The organism is Rufibacter glacialis (assembly GCF_008271745.1).
GTDB lineage: Bacteria > Bacteroidota > Bacteroidia > Cytophagales > Hymenobacteraceae > Nibribacter > Nibribacter glacialis.
The window spans coordinates 371,888-390,570 of the sequence record NZ_VKKZ01000010.1; the positions used below are offsets into that span (position 1 = coordinate 371,888).

18 protein-coding genes are annotated in these 18,683 nt (G+C 53.4%); 5 read left to right on the forward strand and 13 right to left on the reverse strand.

Features of this window, described 5'->3' with window-relative positions:
• Both FOE74_RS02490 and FOE74_RS02495 read left to right on the forward strand, forming a co-directional pair.
• On the forward strand, positions 1–882 hold the full coding sequence (locus tag FOE74_RS02490) for an aldose 1-epimerase family protein (protein ID WP_149097011.1): 882 nt from the start codon (positions 1–3) through the stop codon (positions 880–882).
• Positions 883–1,077: 195 nt separating this feature from the next.
• The gene (locus tag FOE74_RS02495) at positions 1,078–1,287 is read left to right on the forward strand and encodes an alkylphosphonate utilization protein (protein WP_149097012.1); all 210 of its coding nucleotides are present in this window, start codon (positions 1,078–1,080) and stop codon (positions 1,285–1,287) included.
• Between the two features lie 91 nt (positions 1,288–1,378).
• Here the strand turns inward: FOE74_RS02495 and FOE74_RS02500 are convergent, their stop codons facing one another.
• The 4 genes from FOE74_RS02500 to FOE74_RS02515 all read right to left on the reverse strand — a co-directional run bounded on the left by FOE74_RS02500 (position 1,379) and on the right by FOE74_RS02515 (position 6,166).
• Positions 1,379–2,227 carry a class D beta-lactamase gene (locus tag FOE74_RS02500; RefSeq protein WP_149097013.1) on the reverse strand — a complete coding sequence of 283 codons (849 nt, stop codon included), beginning with the start codon at positions 2,225–2,227 and terminating at the stop codon, positions 1,379–1,381.
• A gap of 174 nt (positions 2,228–2,401) precedes the next feature.
• Positions 2,402–2,923 (reverse strand): nuclear transport factor 2 family protein, encoded by a 522-nt coding sequence (locus FOE74_RS02505; RefSeq protein WP_149097014.1) that lies wholly within the window; start codon positions 2,921–2,923, stop codon positions 2,402–2,404.
• A 60-nt stretch (positions 2,924–2,983) separates the two neighbouring features.
• On the reverse strand, positions 2,984–3,583 hold the full coding sequence (locus tag FOE74_RS02510) for a hypothetical protein (RefSeq protein WP_149097015.1): 600 nt from the start codon (positions 3,581–3,583) through the stop codon (positions 2,984–2,986).
• A gap of 348 nt (positions 3,584–3,931) precedes the next feature.
• On the reverse strand, positions 3,932–6,166 hold the full coding sequence (locus FOE74_RS02515; RefSeq protein ID WP_188686339.1) for a T9SS type A sorting domain-containing protein: 2,235 nt from the start codon (positions 6,164–6,166) through the stop codon (positions 3,932–3,934).
• Positions 6,167–6,848: 682 nt separating this feature from the next.
• On the opposite strand from FOE74_RS02515, the gene FOE74_RS02520 reads away from it, so the two are divergent.
• Positions 6,849–7,790, forward strand: coding sequence for an N-acetylmuramoyl-L-alanine amidase (locus tag FOE74_RS02520; protein ID WP_149097017.1), 942 nt, complete (start codon positions 6,849–6,851; stop codon positions 7,788–7,790).
• Between the two features lie 460 nt (positions 7,791–8,250).
• On the forward strand, positions 8,251–10,575 hold the full coding sequence (locus tag FOE74_RS02525) for a penicillin-binding protein 1A (RefSeq protein WP_149097018.1): 2,325 nt from the start codon (positions 8,251–8,253) through the stop codon (positions 10,573–10,575).
• 114 nt (positions 10,576–10,689) lie between these two features.
• On the opposite strand, the gene FOE74_RS02530 is transcribed toward FOE74_RS02525, so the two are convergent.
• From FOE74_RS02530 to FOE74_RS02540, 3 genes are all read right to left on the reverse strand, one after another.
• Positions 10,690–11,604 (reverse strand): TIGR01777 family oxidoreductase, encoded by a 915-nt coding sequence (locus FOE74_RS02530; protein WP_149097019.1) that lies wholly within the window; start codon positions 11,602–11,604, stop codon positions 10,690–10,692.
• 145 nt (positions 11,605–11,749) lie between these two features.
• Positions 11,750–12,415 (reverse strand): GTP cyclohydrolase I FolE, encoded by a 666-nt coding sequence (folE, locus tag FOE74_RS02535; protein WP_149097020.1) that lies wholly within the window; start codon positions 12,413–12,415, stop codon positions 11,750–11,752.
• Positions 12,408–12,815, reverse strand: coding sequence for a 6-pyruvoyl trahydropterin synthase family protein (locus tag FOE74_RS02540; protein WP_149097021.1), 408 nt, complete (start codon positions 12,813–12,815; stop codon positions 12,408–12,410). Before FOE74_RS02540 ends, folE begins: the two co-directional genes overlap by 8 nt.
• Positions 12,816–12,957: 142 nt before the next feature.
• Here FOE74_RS02540 and FOE74_RS02545 point away from each other — a divergent pair, with 142 nt between their 5' ends.
• Entirely contained in the window at positions 12,958–13,716 is a 759-nt protein-coding gene (locus tag FOE74_RS02545) for a DNA repair ATPase (protein WP_149097022.1), read from the forward strand.
• A gap of 326 nt (positions 13,717–14,042) precedes the next feature.
• Here the strand turns inward: FOE74_RS02545 and FOE74_RS02550 are convergent, their stop codons facing one another.
• The 6 genes from FOE74_RS02550 to FOE74_RS02575 form a co-directional block, all read right to left on the reverse strand.
• Positions 14,043–14,897, reverse strand: a complete 855-nt coding sequence (locus FOE74_RS02550) for a pirin family protein (protein ID WP_149097023.1) — start codon at positions 14,895–14,897, stop codon at positions 14,043–14,045.
• Between the two features lie 77 nt (positions 14,898–14,974).
• A complete protein-coding gene (locus tag FOE74_RS02555; protein WP_149097024.1) occupies positions 14,975–15,799 on the reverse strand; it encodes a Cof-type HAD-IIB family hydrolase in 825 nt (274 codons plus the stop codon).
• A gap of 282 nt (positions 15,800–16,081) precedes the next feature.
• A complete protein-coding gene (locus tag FOE74_RS02560) occupies positions 16,082–16,597 on the reverse strand; it encodes a YdeI/OmpD-associated family protein (protein ID WP_149097025.1) in 516 nt (171 codons plus the stop codon).
• Positions 16,598–16,717: 120 nt separating this feature from the next.
• On the reverse strand, positions 16,718–17,317 hold the full coding sequence (locus tag FOE74_RS02565; protein ID WP_149097026.1) for a hypothetical protein: 600 nt from the start codon (positions 17,315–17,317) through the stop codon (positions 16,718–16,720).
• A gap of 167 nt (positions 17,318–17,484) precedes the next feature.
• Positions 17,485–18,075, reverse strand: a complete 591-nt coding sequence (locus FOE74_RS02570) for a GNAT family N-acetyltransferase (RefSeq protein ID WP_149097027.1) — start codon at positions 18,073–18,075, stop codon at positions 17,485–17,487.
• The gene (locus tag FOE74_RS02575) at positions 18,076–18,600 is read right to left on the reverse strand and encodes a GNAT family N-acetyltransferase (protein WP_149097028.1); all 525 of its coding nucleotides are present in this window, start codon (positions 18,598–18,600) and stop codon (positions 18,076–18,078) included.
• Positions 18,601–18,683: the final 83 nt, after the last annotated feature.

Sequence of the window (18,683 nt, forward strand, 5' to 3'; positions counted from 1 at the left end):
ATGAAGACTACTTACCTGGAAAACGAATACCTGCGCGTGAGCGTGAAAAGCGTGGGCGCCGAGCTGTGCAGCCTCTTCAAGAAAGACGGCGCGCGCGAGTACCTCTGGCAAGCCGATCCGGCTTTCTGGAACCGCCATGCGCCGGTGCTTTTCCCTACGGTGGGCCGGTTGCCCAAAGACCAGTACCTGCACCAGGGCCAAACTTACTCGCTGCCCCAGCACGGCTTTTCCCGCGACCAGGAGTTTGCGTTGCTGGAAGAAAAGGAAAACCGACTGGTGTATGAACTGAGGGCTGCGCCTGACACCAAAAAAGTGTATCCCTTTGATTTCGCGCTACGCATCATGTATACCCTGCAAGACCAGACCCTGGAGGTGAAATGGCAGGTGCACCACCTGGGCCAGGGCGAGATGCTTTTCTCCATTGGCGCCCACCCGGCCTTCAACGTGCCTATGCTGTCCGGCGGGTCTTTTGAAGACTACTACCTGGAGTTCTCCCAGCCGGAGACCTTATCTAGATACTTACTGGAAGACGGCACGGGCCTGCAGAACGGCGAAACGGAGCCCGTGCTGGACAACATGTCCGTGCTGCCGCTTAGGTATGAGCATTATGAGAAAGACGCGCTGGTCTTCAAGAACTTCCGGTCAGAGCGGGTCACCCTCAAAAGCGACCACCACCCGCACTTTGTGCAGATGCAGTTCGCCAACTTCCCGTTCCTGGGTATCTGGACCAAACGCGTGGGTGCGCCTTTCCTGTGCCTGGAGCCCTGGTATGGCATTGCCGGCAGCGCCGGAGCCCCCGTGGAACTCAGCGAGAAAGAAGGCATGCAGTCTCTGGGTGCGCAGGAGACCTTTGAGGCGGCCTATACTATTACCATCGGGTAACCCGTTTAGGGACTGATTTTCTGAAAACCCGCCTCAAACGGTTCTTGCCCATGGAAAACGGCTCCAAAACAGAGCCGGTGCTGGACTCGCAAACCCTTCGGGCGTTGAAGCGGGTTTGTATAGCATGGCAAATGAAAGTAGCTTTGTGGCCTGCCCATCGGTTTTTGGGCTCTTTTTACCAACAAGCCCATACCCATGGAAGTAAAAGATAGCAACGGTACCCTGCTCGGCGAGGGCGACAATGTCACGGTGATCAAAGACCTGAAAGTGAAAGGCTCCTCTACCACCATCAAAAGAGGCACGGTGGTCAAAAAAATAAGACTCACTGATGACGCCGAAGAAATTGAAGGCCGTGTAGAACGAACCGTGATGGTCTTGAAAACCTGCTTCCTGAAAAAAGTATAGATCAACACAAGAAAGGCGCCCTGGGGCGCCTTTCTTGTGTTCAGTGGTTTTGAGCCTTTTTTCTGTAAAGCAGACCTAAAGCGGAAAGAAGTTACGAGGTGGGAAGAATGCTTAACGCCTGCAACACCTGTTGGGTAATGGTTTTCCGGCAGGCGGAGAAGTGGTCATTCTTGGCTTTGGCGTCTTGGTGCAGCCGCGTGGCGAAGTAGTAGACCTTGCCTTTGGTTTCCACGTAGCCCACGTACCAACCACTGCGGGTGCCGCCGTAAGTGGTGAGGCCGGTTTTGCCGCTCAGCGTGTAGTGCGGTGTCTGCTCGGCCACCATCAGTTGCTTCACCTTCTGGATATTCTCCGGGGCAAACGGGAGGTTGCCTTCATAAAACCGCCGCAGAAAGGCAATCTGCTCTTTGGGCGAGAGGGCAAAGTCACCGTAGTTCCAGAAATCTGCGCCGGCGGCATTGGTGGTTTTGCCATTGCCGTACCCCACGCGTTTCAAATACCTTTGGTATTTCTTCATCCCGATGCGCTCGGCCAGCCGCACGTAAAACCAGACGGTGGAATTCGGGAAAGCGGCTTGCAGGTCGGTGTCAGCGTTCCAGGCGGGGACGCCGGGTACCTGCCAGTCCCATTTCAGAACCTCGTGCTCATCACGCACGGCTTTTTCCTGCAGGGCAATCAACGAGTTCAGGATCTTGAACGTGGAAGCCGGCAAAGAGGCCCGTTCCGCGTCGTCAGGGTCACTGAAGGTCCACTGGTTTTTCTGCGGGTCAAACACTGTGATGCTGCCTTGCACGCCACACTGGGTGAAAGGGGTTTGCAGATCCTGCGCGTTTCCGGGAAAAGGCGCCAGAAACAGAACTAGCAGGCCAGCCAGGAAAAGGGATAACCCTAAGTCACTTGGGCGCTGGGTTGAAGGTCGGGGTGTCAACAGTAATTCCATGAGGGATTCAAAGCGGTTTACTCCATTTTGCCAAACAAGATGGCTGGCCCGCCCACCCTACAACGCTAAAGTTACTTCAGGGCAATAAACCAGCCCTGATTCAAACATATTCGCCGCTGGCGGTAAGCGGCGATCTAGCCCCGGCAAAGCCTCTGATGAGAAGCAGGGAAGGCTTTAGCGGCTCGTTTTGGCCTTGGCGGCCTGGGCGGCTTTCAGGTCACAGCCTTCTTTGCGGCGGGTGTCTGTGATGGAGAAGATTTTCCAGCCTTCCGCGCTGCGGTAGAGTTGGAAGGCGTCTGCACCGCAATGACTGAAAGTATCACCCACGTAAAAGGCGTAGTCGCACCAAAGGGTGGCCAGGTCACCGTCAAGGTTCACTTTCACGTTCCAGATGCGCTCATCCAAGACCTGCGGGTGCTTCTGCCCAATCATTTCCACAAACTTGGCCATGGGGGTTTCCCGGGCCAGCACGGTGCCGTCTTTGCCTGCGCCCACCGAGAACAGGCGGGCATTGGGAGCCAGCACCGAGCGGGCCATGGTGCTGTCGCTGGCCCGCATGCCGTCAAAGAACCGCACCACCGCCGCCTCTACCGCTTTGGCATCTGAAGAAGCCGCGGCCGGGGCGGTTTTCCTGGTTTGGGCAAAAACAGATCCACTGAGTGAAAGGCAGACCAGCAGCAGAAGGAAAGGGCGCATGGAACAGGGGTATGGGGAGGGTGGAAAGTTGGAAGCAAAGCGAAGGCAGAAAAGGCGCGGCTAAATCAGGATCAGCTTGTCCTGGAGCAAGGCCCGGAGTTCTGGCGGCAGGCCGAAATGCGTGTCCATGAAATCATCCAGGATCTGGCGGGTGTGCGGCGAAATCAGTTCCTGGATTTCCTCCATGGCCTCGCCGCTGATGAGGTAGGGCATATAGGTGTACAGCAGGTCTGGCCCGTCACATTGGGCGTAGATCTGGTATTCTTTGCAGGCCTCGCGCGGACGGCCCGTGACCAGACAGTGCGAAAGCCAGTGGTCCAGCTGCAGGGGATTGGGCAGGGAAAGCAGGGCCTCGCGCCGGGCCACCAGGTTCACCCGTTCCGCAAAAAAAGCGTCAATCCGGTTCCTGGATTCCACAGACAGTTCTTCCCGAAGTTTCTGGGCACAGCCCAGGCACATGGCGTACTCAAAGGTGATGTCCTGCACCCCGTCTTTGGGGTAGAACCGCACCGCTTTTTCCACCAGGTAACTCACCCCGTCTCGCAGCAGGGGACCGTCGCAGGTGATGCAGGTATGGAACGGCTGGCCCGTAGCCTCGCAGTACAGCTCTGGCGGCAGGGGCTCAAACTCATGGGCAAGGTGAATAGGCGGTAAATCCATGATGGGTGGAAGTACAAGGCTATAAAAGACTAAGGTAAGATTTTACGTGCCCTTTTCTAAAAAGTGGAACTCCCTTTTAACCCGATTTTCTGAAAACTACCTCTAAATGACCAATTGGAGGGAAAGGGCTGAGCCTAAGAACCCAAAGTAAGCTTCCAGCGGGAAGGAGGAAGGCCGGCGAAAGGTTCAGTCCCAGACAGCAGAAGGCTAGAAGAGGAAATGACTTGTCTGGAGCCTTCTTCAGGCCTAGCCTGCATGGGAGAGGAAGGTACTGGTTAAAAAGTAAGCTCCCTGTGAGTGCTTTTAAAGAGCGGTCACAGGGAGCTTTAAATAGCTGAAGTTATTTCTTTACCGCACCACCAGCCTTTGGGTTTTGGCACCGGCTCTGGAATGGACGGTTACCAGGTACGTACCAGCTTTCAGGCCAGCAGTGGCCAGAACTCCTGTGCCGCCCGTTGGCAAGGTGCGTTGAAGAACGTTTCTACCGGTGATGTCCGTTAGAATCACCGTAGCTTCCTCCCCGGGGGCAAGGCCTTGCATTTGCCACGTCACCTCTGTACCCTGGGTGGGGTTAGGGTAAAGGCTCAGGGAGACAACCTGTGAGTTCTGCGCGTTGACGGAGCGCACCGGAGAGTACTCGTGTTGGCCATCAAAGTCCACCTGGCGCAGGCGGTAATATGAGGTGCCGGCCATTGGGTGGTAGTCAGTGAAGCTGTACTCATTACGCACCTGGCTGGTTCCGTTTCCTTTCACCTGGCCCACCTCTGTGAAGTTCTTGCCATCTATGCTGCGCTCAACTGCAAAGTAGTCGTTGTCTTTTTCAGAGGCAGTGGCCCAGGTTAACGCTACGGTGTTGGCTTTTGCTTTCACGAGGAAGTTTATCAGTTCTACCGGCAGCACAAATGGCTCAGGGCCGCCTATGATCGTGCCTGGTTCGCCCCTGTTGGCGACGGTGAAAGGAGAAAAAGACTTGATGCCGGAACGGGAGACGGAGTAGGTCAAACTGATAGGGTCCAGTAATGCGGCGGTAGACTCTACGGTATCCCAGACGCCGTTCTCATAGTGCTTGATGTGGCAGTTGAGCTTGTTAAAACCCGGAAGGACGTCCAACGCGCTCCAGGAGAGGGTCAGGGTGATGTCTGAGCCACCTTTTACATCTTCACTCACCACCCAGGTCTTGCTCACCAAGTTCTCTGAAAGGAGTGTGAGGGGGTTTGGGAGGTCATTGGTGTAGGTACCGTACACGCCTTCCATGATTCCTACACTGAACACGTCTTCTTGTGAGCCGGAAGCGAGCTTGATCTTTACCGGGTTGTATGTTGCGTTGCCCACCGGGAGCAACGCTTCTTCACCTGCTTTCAAGGCCTTGCGCACGCGGCCCTTGCCATTCACCTTGATGTAGTTTCTGGGTGAGCTATTCACGATAGTGGCTCCGGCGGCCAGTTCCAGGTCATTGTCCCCTAACTCAAGGGTTGAGTTTTGAAGCGTTAGCTGTCCCTTGATTTTGACTTTCTTGGAGAACTTGTTTGTATTAGCCGTATTGAAGATGACGCGGCCAAACTCCGTCCCTTCCTGGATGACAGAGGGCGCGCCTTTTTCAAAGACAACGGTGCTACCAGAGCTTAACTGCCCAAAAACCGGAACCTGAGGCGTGTTGATGATCAGAGTGGCATGGTCCAGGATATCCACCGTGCCTTTAAGGGTCTGTCCGCCAGCCAGGGTCATTTGTATGCGGGTTGTGCCGTCGCCTATCACCAGTTTAGAATCAACCCCGGTCACAGGGAGGTGAGTAGAAAGGGTGAGGCCATTGGTGATGGCCGTAGGGTTCTCAATCCGGAATACCTGATCCGCATCTGAGAAACTTAAGGGCTGAATGGTTTGCCCAAGGAGTTTGGTTTCCCAGCTCGTCAATAAAGCAAGATCTTCGCCGGCTTTGTTGTAAAAGTCAACCACGTTTACCGGCTCAATCACGACATCATCAATGGAAATGCCCCATTTAGAATGAAGTGTCCAGTTAAACCAAATGGTGCCGTTAGCGGCTAAGGGCGCGTTTCTGATGATAAAGCTTTTCTGGACAAATCTCTGGTTACCGTTAATGGCGCCGCCGTTGTCAGAGATGTAAGTTTCTGCATCTAAGGCATCAACATTGGTGAAAGTGCTTTGGTCAGTACTGACGCTGAAATCTATGGGAGAGGAATTACCTACCGTTTTCCGCCAAACCTCTGCCCTGTAGCTTATTTTAAAATACTTAATAGGGCTTCCTGTTGTGTTCTTCATCGCCAACCTAAAATCACCAGCCTTGTTACCTGTACCTTGGAATCCCAAGGAACGGTCAGAAGAGCCAGTGCTGCCATAGTTGTAGTAGCCACTTCCGTCTGTGCTGCCATCGTCGGCTGTTAAGGTAGTAGAGGCGCCACCTGATAATTGCCAGCCCGGAAGAGCAATGTTAGGGAAAGCAACGTTTGCTTGCGCAAGCGAGTTGAAGTCCTGCTTGTAGACAAAACCGTTAACTGAAGTTATAGCCACCTGGGAGTTGGCTACCAAGGGAACCAAGGCCAGAACCAGGCCCAAAGCGAAAGCCATCAGGCTTCTTGTAGAACGGCAAACAAAAGGTAAGTAGGCGTTTTTCATTTACTGTATACAATTTGGGTGGATTCTTAGCGCTTATTTGATCGTAATATGTATTAATTTCATTCTTTTCTTATTTATGTCCCAAAAGTATATTACTATTTTTAAATATACAAATATTTGGTTGGTGTAAAGTTTAACTATCTGGTTCTGTGGTTATAGGTGATTATTAGTAAAATGATATAGAAATTAAGTACAGAGGAGAGCTGGTATTGATTGAGTGTATTTTGTTATACTATTAATACTATAAGAAATAATCACTTTTCGAGAAGATTATTTTATGGAAGTGGCAGAATCTGCTAAAAACAGCAAATAATATTCCTAGTGGTGAGGGTGCGAACGCGTAAGACCAGGGAAAAGGATAACCGATGGATTCAGTGAAGCGAGGGCAAGCCAACAGGTATCTGGGATAGAAGCCAGTTTTCTAAGTAGAAGAGAACCACGGTAGTATGTTCCTGCGCCCATGTCTGCCATTCAGGCTTTCTGGGCTGTGAGTTTTCTGCATTCTGGTTGGAAGGCTTAAGGAAATGGGAGAACAAACATATCCGGAAGTGCACCTCGCAAGCAGCTTGGTTCAGGTTGGGGTATAGGCGCCAAAGGAAAATTTACCATCTTTGACGCGGCTAACACTTCCACTATGAAACCTTTCAGACTTCAGCTGGCGCTTCCGTTCTTGCTTTCCCTTTCCTTGGCGGCCTGTTCCCCTCATCCTTACGCCACCACCAACCGCGAATACAAGAAAAAAGCCAAAGCCTTCGCCAAGACGCTGCAAGCCACGCCCGTCACCACCCCCGGCCAGGACAGCCTGCAGATGGGAGACCAGTGGGTGGGCACCGTGAACTTCAACCTCCGAAAGCCCAATTACGTGGTCATCCACCACACGGCCCAAAATTCTACGGAACAGACCCTCAAGACCTTCACGGTGACCCGTACCCAGGTGAGCGCCCACTACGTGATTGGGCGCGATGGAAAGGTGTACCACATGCTCAGCGATTACCTGCGGGCCTGGCACGGAGGCTCTGGCCGCTGGGGCAATAACACAGATCTCAACTCGTCTTCCATTGGCATTGAGCTGGACAACAACGGCGCCGAACCCTTTGCCGAAGAGCAGATCAACAGCCTCTTGCAGGTATTGGCCATTTTGAAGAAAACGCACGGTATTCCGGCTGCCAATTTCATAGGACACTCAGACATTGCCCCCAGCCGCAAGGTAGACCCTAACCCCACTTTTCCCTGGAAGAAACTGGCCGAGGCCGGCTATGGGATCTGGTATGACGAGGAGGCCGTGCGTAACTCGGTGTTTGAGACCGTGATTCCGCCGTACCAGGATTCTGCGGCCGTAGACAGTGCGGCGGTACCAGTGCCTATATTGCCGGCTCCTGCTACGGTAGTGGCCGTTGACACCATTCCGGCTTCGTTCCAACCCAAAGATGCCCTCCGGATCATCGGCTATGACGTGAAGAACCTGGATGCGGCCATCAAGGCGTTTAAGCTCCATTTTATCCAGAAAGAGGTAAACGGCGTACTCACCGACGAGGACAAGAAGGTTTTATACCATCTGTACAAAAAGAGCCTGTAAACGTAAGGGTGCTTGCAAGAACCTGCTTCAAGTTGTCATTTGGGCCTATCCTGGCGGAAAGTTTAAACACTTCTAGCCATGAACGTCACCCAGCGGCTTTTGCTTGGTCCGTCTTTGATCAAGGGAGTGTACACCAGGTTCAGGCAGGCATCTTTCAGGGCTTTCTTCCTCCTGCAGTTACAACTTACCGGCTATTTTTCTGAATCTAGAGCCCAAACGTGGCCCGGTTCCTTTGGTGAAAGATGGAGGCTGAAATGGTTTTAAAGGTTCAGCCCTGGGTTAACTTTACAGGAGGTGTTTCCATCTGGGGGCGTGGAGGCGATCCCTTGGCAGCCTTCTGTTTTTTACCCTTTTCTTAGAAAAGAACCCTGAAACAATTGCGCAACCTCGGGAAACCCAACACTTTCCCGTAACTTTGGGCGTTTTTGAGAAAGCGGGTTCTAGGCCCGTGAATAGCCGCATGTCAGAAGAACAGACCAGTACACCCCCGCGTACCAAATACCATAAATGGATCAGGAACCTCTGGAAGCTCTTTGCTTTTGGGGGGCTGTTCATCATCTTATACTTCGTTGCCGTTGACCAGAACCTGTTCTACCTGTTTGGGGAATCGCCGGGGCTGGAAGACCTGGAGAACCCGCGTAACAACCTGCCGTCTGAGATTTACACCGCCGACGGGGTGCTGGTGGGCCGGTACTTCCGGGAGAACCGTGACCTGGTCCCCTTTGACAGCATAGCCCCGGTCATGATCAAAGCGCTGGTGGCCACCGAAGACGAACGGTTCTACGAGCACCAGGGCATTGACCCTATCTCGGTGCTGGCCGCGGTGAAAGACAACCTGAAAGGCGATTCGCGGGGGGCATCCACGCTTACCCAGCAGTTAGCCAAGAACCTCTATAAAACCCGTACCAAGAACACCAAAGGCGTGCTGGGGCACGTGCCGCTGGTGTCTACGGTGGTGGCCAAGACCAAAGAGTGGAACACCTCCATCAAGCTGGAGCAGCGCTACACCAAAGACGAGATCCTAGGCATGTACCTGAACACGGTGGACTTCGGGAGCAACGCCTTCGGGATCAAAGTGGCGGCCAAGACCTTTTTCAGCACCACGCCAGACAAACTCAAGCCAGAGGAAGCCGCCATATTGGTGGGTGTCCTGAAAGCCCCTACTACCTATAACCCGCGGTTCAACCCCAAGAATGCCCTGGCCCGCCGCAACGTGGTTTTGCAGCAGATGGCCCGCAACCAGGTGGTGACCGCCGCCCAGGCAGATTCGCTGTCCCAGTTGCCCATTGACCTCAAGTACCGCGTAGAGCAACACCTGGACGGGGTGCCCGCCTACTACCGGCAAACGGTGAACGAGTTTGTGCGCAAGTGGGCCGAGGAGCGGGAGCTGGATATCTACGCTGACGGTCTGAAAATCTACCTCACCATTGACTCGCGCATGCAGAAGCTGGCCGAAGATGCCCTGAAAGAGCGCATGAAGAGCCTGCAGAGCCGGTTTGAGGGCCACTGGCGGGGCAAGAACCCGTGGGTGGACGACCAGAACAAAGAAATACCAGGCTTTATTGAAAGTGCCATAAAGCGCACCGGGGTCTATGAATCCTTGAAAAATAAGTTCGGTGATGATACTGCCGCCATCAATGAAGCTCTGAACACGCCTAAGAAGATGACCGTCTTCAGTTGGAACGGCCCCAAAGAGATGACCATGAGCTCCATGGATTCTTTGCGGTATTACAAGCGGTTCCTGCGCGCGGGCATGATGACCATGGATCCGTTCACCGGCCATATCAAAGCTTGGGTAGGCGGGATTGACTACGAGAACTTCAAGTATGACCACGTAAAGCAGGCCAAGCGCCAGCCGGGTTCCACGTTCAAGCCTTTTGTGTACGGCGCCGCCATTGACGGCGGGTACTCGCCTTGTGACAAGTTCCAGGACCAGCGGGTCACCATCAAATACGTGGAGAACGGCAAACCCATGGAATGGACGCCCAACAACGCCAGCTATTCCGTATCTGGACGCCAGATGACCTTGCGGCACGCCATGGGCCGCTCCATCAATACCGTGACCGCACAATTAACCGAAGCTGTTGGCTGGGACAAGGTGCGTACGTTTGCCCGCCGGTTGGGCATTACCAGCCCTATTCCGGCGGTGCCGTCTATTGGGCTTGGCTCTTCAGACGTGAGCATCTATGAGATGGTGATGGCCTACAGCACCTTTGTGAACAACGGTTTCCTGAACAAGCCCATGCTGGTCATGCGCATAGAAGACCGCAACGGCAACGTGGTAGACCAGTTCAACCCGCAGCAGAAACGGGTGATCTCAGAGGAAACCGCCTTCCTGATGGTGCACATGCTCAAAGGCACCATGGAAGAGCCAGGCGGCACCTCGCAGGCTTTGTGGGAGTATGACCTCTGGAAGAAAGGAAACCAGGTAGGCGGCAAAACCGGTACCACCTCTAATTACTCAGACGGGTGGTACATGGGCGTGACCAAAGACCTGGTGACCGGCGTTTGGGTGGGCGGCGAAGACCGTAGTATCCACTTCCGTACCTCGGGTACCGGCGAGGGTTCCAAAACGGCCCTGCCTATCTACGGCCGTTTTATGGAGAAAGTGTACCGCGAGCCAGACCTGGGTATCAAACTAGGGCCTTTCCCTAAACCCAAGACGAAGATCACCAAGCCCTATAACTGCATCACGGTGGTGCCGCGTAAGCCAAAAGTGGCAGATTCCACGGCCGTAGATTCCATGCTGGAGAGGTTAAACGACAGTATCTCTACGCAGTTCTAACCAAGTTTTAGGGGACTTTTTAGAAAAGGAGCCTGAAACTATAAAGCTATAAAAGCAGAGGCCCGCTTCCTTCACAAGAAGCGGGCCTCTGCTTTTATAGCGGGTTCTGATAGTCTAGCTGTGTTTGTCATAGAAAGATTCCAGGGCCTCCTGCACTTGGCTGTACTCAAAGGTGAAACCTGTCTGCAGCACTTTGGTAGCGCTTACGCGGGCGCTGTTGAGCACAATCTCGCTCATCTCGCCCATCATCAGTTTAAGACCGAAGGCCGGTACGTTGGGGAACACCATGGGCTTGTGCATCACCTTGGCCAAGGTACGGGTCAGTTCCTCATTGGTGATGGGGTTAGGGGCCACGGCATTGTAGACTCCTTGCATCTGGCGGTCTTCAATGGCTTTGATGTACAACCGGCACAGGTCGTCAATGTGGATCCAGGAGACGTACTGCTTGCCGGAACCCAGCGGGGCGCCCGCCAGCATCTTCACCGGTTTGGCTATCTGGGGCAAGGCTCCGCCTTTGTTGCTCAACACTATGCCAATCCGGAAGATGACGGTTCTGATGCCCAGGTTGTGTACCTGCCAGGAGGCGTGTTCCCACTGTTTGCAGACCTCAGAAAGGAAGTCTGAGCCGTAGGTGCTTTCCTCCATCATGAGCCGGTCTCCGGAGTTGCCGTAGATACCCACCGCCGAAGAGGCCAGGAAGCCCTTCACATGGTGCGGGGTTTTCTCCAGGTACTGGCACAGCAGGTTGGTGGTGTGGGTACGGCTATGCAGGATTTCAGCCTTGCGCGCCGCCGACCATTTCTCCCCGGAAACGGAGGTGCCCGCCAGGTTCACGATGTAGTCTGCGTACCGGATGGCGTTTTCATCAATGAAGCCTTTCTGTACATCCCATTTGAAGGTTTTGTACCGGGCATACTTATCTGGGGTACGGCTAAGGTGGGCTACCTCATACCCGCCGTCAATCAACATCTCTGACAGGCGTGTCCCTAATAAGCCGGTACCCCCGGCGATCAATATCTTATCTGACATGTTGCGTTATCTACAGTCTATGCCCAGACCAAGGTATACGGCGTTTGGCCTAAATGGGTAGGGCGGCTCGCCTTCTCCAGACCAGCAAAGTGGAAACACCGGGTATGCCTGAAAAATTCATCTTTCCAGAGGTTCGCGCAGGCCATTATCTGTGGTTGCGTATGGCCTGTAGAAACTCCAGCCGGTAAGATTCCTGCTCAAAAAGACCGGAGTACTCAGAGGTGATGGTACTGCTGCTCACGTCATTCACGCCGCGGCTCATCACGCACAGGTGGTCGGCCTCTATCAGCACGGCTACGTTGTCAGAATGCAGCACATCACGCAATTCCTGGGCAATCTGGCGGGTCAGGCGTTCCTGCACCTGCGGCCGCCGGCCGAAGTACTGCACAATGCGGTTCAGCTTGGATAAGCCTATCACGTGTTCATTGGGGATGTAGGCCACGTGCGCTTTGCCGATGATGGGCACAAAGTGGTGCTCGCAGCTGGAGTAAAGGGTGATGTCGCGCTCCACCAGCATCTGGCGGTAGCCGTATTTATTCTCAAACAGGCGGGCCACCGGACGGTTCTCGGGGTTGAGGCCGTCAAAGATCTCTTTCACGTACATTTTGGCCACTCGGCGCGGGGTGCCTTTAAGGCTGTCGTCTTCCAGGTCCAGGCCCAGGATCTGCATGATCTCCCTGAAATGGTGGGCAATGCCTTCTATCTTCTGCTCATCTGTGAGGGAAAACGCGTCTGCGCGCAGGGGGGTGTCTAAAGAGCCAGCCACGTGTTCCTCTTCGGGATCTTCCTCGTTCCAATCCCTTCTATCCATGGTATTCAACAAAATTTCTCTCGGTTTCAAATAAAGTGACGGACAACGCATAGGTCTCTGGCAGGTGCGGGCGCAGGCGCTGCCAGGTAACAATGGCGATATTCTCGGCGGTAGGGTTTAGATGTTGAAACTCCTCGGTGTCCAGATTCAGGTTTTTGTGGTCAAATTTATCTAAAATTTCGGCTTTTATCAGCAGACTCAGGTTTTTCATGTCATAGACGTAACCCGTGTCTTCATCTACGGGCCCGGTCAGCTTCACAATGAGCGTGTAGTTATGGCCGTGGAAGTTGGGGTTGTTGCACAACCCGAAGACGTTTTGGTTCTGTTCATCCGTCCAATGGGGGTTATGGAGCCGGTGGGCAGCGTTGAAATGTTCTTTTCGGCAAACGGTCACATTCATAAGGCTCAAAACAGGAGTAGGGGCAATTTAGTTTTCATTTGGCGCTTTTATACTATAAGGGGGCTTTATAAATTTGCGGGGCAGAAGTTCCTGCCTTCCTTTCGCAAGCCAAAGAAACGGCTTTTAAAACCAAGAGTTGACCATGCAAAGTACACGTACGCGGGTAAGGGCCCTAGCCCTGTTATTGATGTTCTGGGGGTTGGCTACCACGGCTTGGGCACAACGCCCAGCGGTAGAGGAAGCCGAAGTAGCGGTGAACGGCATCAGCCGCAAAGGCCAGCGCCTTTTGGTGCAGCTAGACAGCAAAGTAGTGGAGAAAGCCTGGGCCGCCTACCTCAAGGAAACGGCTGGCGGCGCGGTCAAGGGGCCTTCCCTGCTGCCTACCACCAAAGCGCAGGCAGGCAAAGGTATTTATACCGTTGACAAAGCTAGCCTTGACTCTATCAGCAGCAACCCGTTGCGCATTGTCTCCAAGGTAGAAGCTACCAAAGGAGGCACGGCGGTGTGGTGGTCCCTAGACATGGGCAATGCCTACCTGGGTCAGAAAGAAACCCCCAAGGAATGGGCCCGCGCCGAGGCCATGCTACAGCAGTTTGCCCGCAACCTCTACCGGCAAGACGTGCAGCTGCAGGTGGCTGATGCCGAGAAAGTAGTGCTGAACACCCAAGCCAAGGCGGACCAAGTGGTGCGCGAAGCCAACGAGATTCAGACCCGGATTGCCAAAAACCAGCAGAAAAAGCTGGAACTGGAAGCCGCTCTGGTGGCCAACGCCCAGGAACTGGAGCAACTGAAAAAAGAAGCGGAGGACAACCTGAAACTTCAGGCGGCTAACAAAAAGGAGATAGAGAACATGCGCCACGCCGTGGAGCTGGTAAAAGCGAAGCTGGACAAGATTAAGTAAGAAACACTACCTAAACGGGAAGGGCCAGGGCAAACTGCTCTGGCCCTTCCCGTTTACAGCCTGTTTTCTTGAAACCATCCCTGAATTGGTAGCTTGTGGCAGGGGCCTTCGGAAAGAAAGGCGTTGAAAAGAGCCTGCTGGGAGAAAACAAAGGATGGGGTTTTTCTGATGGAATCATTTCCCTTGGACCCTTCTTTTAGGCAGGCAGGAATCATCTTCTTACCTACCTCAAGCGGTACCAGAAAGCAGATTTACAAAGGCCTAAGACCCATTTCAGGCCCTGAATTCTAAAATAAGGCCTAAAACAGGAGAGGACATGCAATGGGTTAATGGCTCCAGGACCCGAACTTGCCCTGCTGGTAATCTGCGTATGCCTGGTGGATCTCCGCTTGCGTGTTCATCACGAAGGGGCCTTGCGCCACCACCGGTTCCTGAAAAGGCACGGCGTGGCCGAAGAGCAGGATACTGTCTTCTGACGCTTCTATCTCTACGCGGGTCGCATCTTGTTGGAATTCCACCAGGTTCCGGAAGGGGACAGTTTGGCCGTTCACGGTGAGGGTACCTCTGATGACGTAGAAGAAGATGTTGCGTTCAGCGGGCACTTCTACGGCAAGTTTACTGCCACCTTTAAAGGAAATAGTGCTGAGCAAGATGTCAGACAAAGTTTCAAAGGCGCCTTTGTGCCCGTCCCAATTGCCAGAAACCAGGTTCACCGTCACGTCGCTCCCCTCTGGGGTGAAGGTGGGAATGCTTTCCTTCTGCAGGCCCTCGTAGCGGGGCTCGGTCATCTTGAGTTTAGCCGGCAGGTTCACCCATAGCTGTAAAATCTCCAACGGCCCGCCCTTATGCTTGAATTCTGAGGAGGAGACCTCGGCATGGATCAAGCCCCGGCCCGCCGTCATCCACTGCACGCCACCCGCCGTGATCACACTCTCATGCCCACCCGAGTCTTTGTGCAGGATATCGCCTTCCAGTATAAACGTGACCGTTTCCATACCCCGGTGGGGGTGCGGGCCAAACGGCAAGCCCCGGTTGTGAGGTGGGTACACCTGGTGCCCGTGGTGGTTCAAAAACAGGAACGGGTCTATCTGCTGCAGACTGCGCGACGGCAACGGCGAATAGGTGACCAGGTCGGCAATGGGCGAGTATTCAGCTTGGTGTACTTTCTTGATGCTTCTCATGGAGGGGCTAGATTAGGTCTTCTATACGGGTGGTACGGCCATAAAGGCCAACCAGGGTAACCCGAAAGGAGGGAGTGTTACAGGCAATACTTTTCAATGGCCAGGGCTACCCCGTCTTCTATGCTGGGCGCAGTGACCTCGCGGGCAGCCGCCTTGGCTTCGGCCCGGCCGTTGTCCACGGCAATGCCCAACCCTACCTCTTGCAGCATCTCCACATCATTGTAATTGTCGCCGAAGGCCATCACCGCCTCCATCCCGAAATCGTAACGGTGCTGTAACAGCAGTTGCAGGGCAGAGGCCTTGGAGATGGATTTAGGGGCTATTTCCAGATAAGTAGCCTTGGAACGGTACACGTGCAACTGCTCCCCGAACTGCTGGCTCAGGTTCTCCCAGATCTGCTGAATCTCGTCTTCGGGGCCCATGCACATGACTTTGTGCGCCCCGGTGGCCGTTTGTTCCCACTCCTGCAGTACCTGATCTAAAGAGCCAAGGGCCGGATGGACTTTGGTATTCCTGATCTCGCGCTGGGTCCAGTGGTCGTGCTGGGGGGCGTGCCAGGCATCGTTCTGGTACAGGCTCACGTGCACGCTGGTGCCTTGCGTCATGGCCACAATAGACTGGCAAACCGCGGCTGGTATCTGCACGGTGTCCAGTACCTGCGGCTGATCGGTGGGGTGGTCAAACAGCAGCACGTACCCACCGTTGTAACAGATCATGGGGTGGTGCAGAATGCCCAGTTGTTCCTGAAGATGCCGCATGGCGCTGGGCATGCGCGAGGAAGCCAGGATAAACGGGACATCTTTGTTTAGCCGCTGTACGGCGGCAATGGTTCTGGCGGAGAGTTCCCGGTCCTGGTTGAGCAGCGTTCCGTCAATATCAGTGCAAATGGCGCGGAGGTTCATGGAGGAAAAGGTAAGCGTGGTTGGGTTTAGCCAAAGGCCAAAGGTAAGAGGGGAATGGCATTCTCTGGCAATGAGTCAGGGGAAAACCGTTTTGAAGGGTTTTTTCGAAAAAAGCCAAAAATACCTTGGCACGTCAGGCCGTTGGCACAGACGCTCGCAGGTCCTCCGGACGCTACGAGGTCTTTTGAGCGGGCAGTATAGCGGTAGTTTCCTGTTATAAATCTGTAATCAGAACCCAAGCCTCAGAACCCAAGCCTCAGAACCCAAGCCTCAGAACTCCCCTCACACTTCCCGCTTTTCCAGTCCCAGTATCTCCCGGAAAGTCTCCTGGCCGGGCTGAAGGCGTTTCAGGTTTTCAATGAGCAGGATAGAGCGGTCAATTCTAAGCTGAGAACTTTTCACCGCCCCCACGTGCTGGATGATATAGCGCTGCATGCCGGGTTTGAGCTGGTCAAAACGGGCTTTGCCCTCGTCATCTTGCCGGAAGAGTTCAGTAAGTTCCTCGGGCACGGGCGTGCCGTACTGGCTGTCATCTTTCGCCAGGGAAACGGAGACAGGGCTTCCTTCTTGCAGGCCCACTTGTTTCAGGCGTTGTTTGGTCAAGGTGATGTAGCCGCGTCCCTGACCCAAGGCCACAATGCCGCCCTGGTAGGTGAGCGTGTTGTTCACGGTCACCAACAGCCGCACGTTGAACTTGCCTCCCAGTTGCTGCACCATCTGGGCTGGGATCTCCAGATAGTGGGTGCCCATGAGGTATTCCAGCTTGCCAATGTGGGTGTTGAAGTGAAGAGGTTGCATGAAGAGAGGAGATGTTGAGTTTTAAGGGGGATGGAATTAGGTTAATTTTAATGGCCTTGGGTAGGAACGGAGTGGCCGGGGCGCGAAAATGCCGTTTGCCCCTAGGCGGCGGCAAGGTGTTTAGTATAGCCCGTTTTCCATGGGTACTACCTCTTGCAACCTGGGCAAGGGCCTGATAAGGATTTTCTTTTTCTGGGTGCTTATCAGTTGGTCTGTATCATACCGTTCCGCTTTCTCTATCCTTATTCCTGTAGACAGATTGAAGTCAATGGTTTCCATCACCCCCCGTCCGTCTGAGGCAACTTTGGAGAAGCCGATCAATTCAAAGTTCCCGTTCTGGAACCTGAATTTATGCACATAATGTCCCCGCAGTAATTCAAATCCTACGCTTACCACACCGTTTTTGATAGTTACCTCAGAAAATCTGTTCCCTGTCTCATATCCCTCCCGTCCGTCTGGATACTGTGGTGCTATGATCTTGGTGGAAGTCGCGATCAGGTTGTAGCGGCCTTTGGGGTCTTTGAAAAATATCTGCAGTCTATAAGGCGCCTGCTCCTGCAGGGTGTCTTGTGAAACAATGACTTTATCAGGTAAACCGTCTTTGTTCAAGTCACCTATGGCTTCAATGACTTTATGGCTAAAATCAGGTTTTTTGAGCCCAGTCTGGCCAAAGGCGACCCATTGGCCCAGTAAGAGGAACGTCAAAAGAAGTAGTCTCATGCTGTTTTGGATGTAGCAGGAACCCCAACCTTCTCCTAAAAGGCATGTGGGCCAAGGACGGAGGGTTGGTGTTGCGGCAAGGTGAAAGGCTTATAGTTTCAATGAAGCCCGGTTTTACCTGGTTCAGGTTAGTTGGGCAATCCCGCTGAACAGCCCGCCAGGGGTAATCACGAGGTAGGCTCGGCTGTAGGGTGGCCTGGGGGCGGGCCACTCTGCTTGTTCTCCTTTACCGTTTCCCACTTCTCTTTGCTGATTTCATACACGTAATTCAACTTGGTGGCCTCGCCGAAGTACGCTACTTCCTGCTCCGCGATTTTTTCTGCCCCCATCCGGCTAATGGCTATCTGGGAACGGATATTATTGGCTCCGATATGGAAGAACACCTTTGATACGTACTGGAACAGATACTCCAGCATCATAGCTTTGACCGCGCGGTTCACGCCCTTTCCCCAATAAGAGGTAGCGTAAAAGGTATAGCCTATGAAAATGCTGTCTTCCTGCTCATTATAGTCATAGATCCGGGTGCTGCCCATGATGTTTCCCGTGGCTTTTTCCACGACCTTGAATGCCCCTTTGCTTTGCAGGGCCCCGTCAAAAAACACCCGGAAAACCTCTTCCTTCCAGCGGTCTTTATTGGGGTGCTGTTCCCAGATGTTAGGGTCAGAGGCCACCTGATGCAATGCCTCAAAATCATTTTCCTGCAAAGGAGAAAGCACCAGCGTTTGGTTCTCTAAGGAAGGTTGTAGGTTGAAGTTCATTTACGCGTTCATTTGCCGTCTCATCATGAGGTCTGTCTGCTCCTCATCGCCTAATTTGAAGAGGTGCTTGTCGAACATAACGAAACCGTTTTTCTTATAAAAGTTCAGCGCTCTCAGGTTTTCCTCCCAGACTCCTAACCAGACGTAATCTACCTTCTTCTGCTCCGCAATTTGCAGGGCCTTTTCATAAAGCAGCTGCCCCACCTTTTTGCCGTGGAATTCCCTTAGCACATAGATCCGTTCAATCTCAAGGGCTTTGTCGTCTTTTAATTCTGTCTGTGATGATCCAACATTCAGTTTCAGATAACCAATGGCCCTGTGGTCAAGCATCGCAAAATAGAATTCAGAGTTTGGGTTCTGGAGCTCGGCCGTTAGTTTCTCAAGGGAAAAGCCTTCCTCCAGATATTTTTGCATGTTCTCCTCAGAGTTTCCGGCTGAAAAAGTCTCTGAAAAGGTTTGCCTGCCAATTTCCTGCAGCTGGTTAAGGTCAAGCTCCGTTACTCTTCTCAAGTTGATAATATCCATACATTGTGATAGTGTGTTCTTTTAAAGGCCGCAAAACCAGGGTAAAAACAAAACTTCGTTGCGGGTATCCGTCCTTAGGGAAC

Excerpts from the sequence above, each read along its gene's own strand:
- FOE74_RS02555 (WP_149097024.1), bottom strand. The coding sequence starts at position 15,799 with ATGAACCTCCGCGCCATTTGCACTGATATTGACGGAACGCTGCTCAAC.
- folE (WP_149097020.1), bottom strand. The coding sequence starts at position 12,415 with ATGGATAGAAGGGATTGGAACGAGGAAGATCCCGAAGAGGAACACGTG.
- FOE74_RS02495 (WP_149097012.1), top strand. The coding sequence starts at position 1,078 with ATGGAAGTAAAAGATAGCAACGGTACCCTGCTCGGCGAGGGCGACAAT.
- FOE74_RS02500 (WP_149097013.1), bottom strand. The coding sequence starts at position 2,227 with ATGGAATTACTGTTGACACCCCGACCTTCAACCCAGCGCCCAAGTGAC.
- FOE74_RS02530 (WP_149097019.1), bottom strand. The coding sequence starts at position 11,604 with ATGTCAGATAAGATATTGATCGCCGGGGGTACCGGCTTATTAGGGACA.
- FOE74_RS02490 (WP_149097011.1), top strand. The coding sequence starts at position 1 with ATGAAGACTACTTACCTGGAAAACGAATACCTGCGCGTGAGCGTGAAA.
- FOE74_RS02540 (WP_149097021.1), bottom strand. The coding sequence starts at position 12,815 with ATGAATGTGACCGTTTGCCGAAAAGAACATTTCAACGCTGCCCACCGG.
- FOE74_RS02545 (WP_149097022.1), top strand. The coding sequence starts at position 12,958 with ATGCAAAGTACACGTACGCGGGTAAGGGCCCTAGCCCTGTTATTGATG.
- FOE74_RS02560 (WP_149097025.1), bottom strand. The coding sequence starts at position 16,597 with ATGCAACCTCTTCACTTCAACACCCACATTGGCAAGCTGGAATACCTC.
- FOE74_RS02510 (WP_149097015.1), bottom strand. The coding sequence starts at position 3,583 with ATGGATTTACCGCCTATTCACCTTGCCCATGAGTTTGAGCCCCTGCCG.
- FOE74_RS02505 (WP_149097014.1), bottom strand. The coding sequence starts at position 2,923 with ATGCGCCCTTTCCTTCTGCTGCTGGTCTGCCTTTCACTCAGTGGATCT.
- FOE74_RS02575 (WP_149097028.1), bottom strand. The coding sequence starts at position 18,600 with ATGGATATTATCAACTTGAGAAGAGTAACGGAGCTTGACCTTAACCAG.
- FOE74_RS02550 (WP_149097023.1), bottom strand. The coding sequence starts at position 14,897 with ATGAGAAGCATCAAGAAAGTACACCAAGCTGAATACTCGCCCATTGCC.
- FOE74_RS02525 (WP_149097018.1), top strand. The coding sequence starts at position 8,251 with ATGTCAGAAGAACAGACCAGTACACCCCCGCGTACCAAATACCATAAA.
- FOE74_RS02565 (WP_149097026.1), bottom strand. The coding sequence starts at position 17,317 with ATGAGACTACTTCTTTTGACGTTCCTCTTACTGGGCCAATGGGTCGCC.
- FOE74_RS02570 (WP_149097027.1), bottom strand. The coding sequence starts at position 18,075 with ATGAACTTCAACCTACAACCTTCCTTAGAGAACCAAACGCTGGTGCTT.
- FOE74_RS02520 (WP_149097017.1), top strand. The coding sequence starts at position 6,849 with ATGAAACCTTTCAGACTTCAGCTGGCGCTTCCGTTCTTGCTTTCCCTT.
- FOE74_RS02515 (WP_188686339.1), bottom strand. The coding sequence starts at position 6,166 with ATGGCTTTCGCTTTGGGCCTGGTTCTGGCCTTGGTTCCCTTGGTAGCC.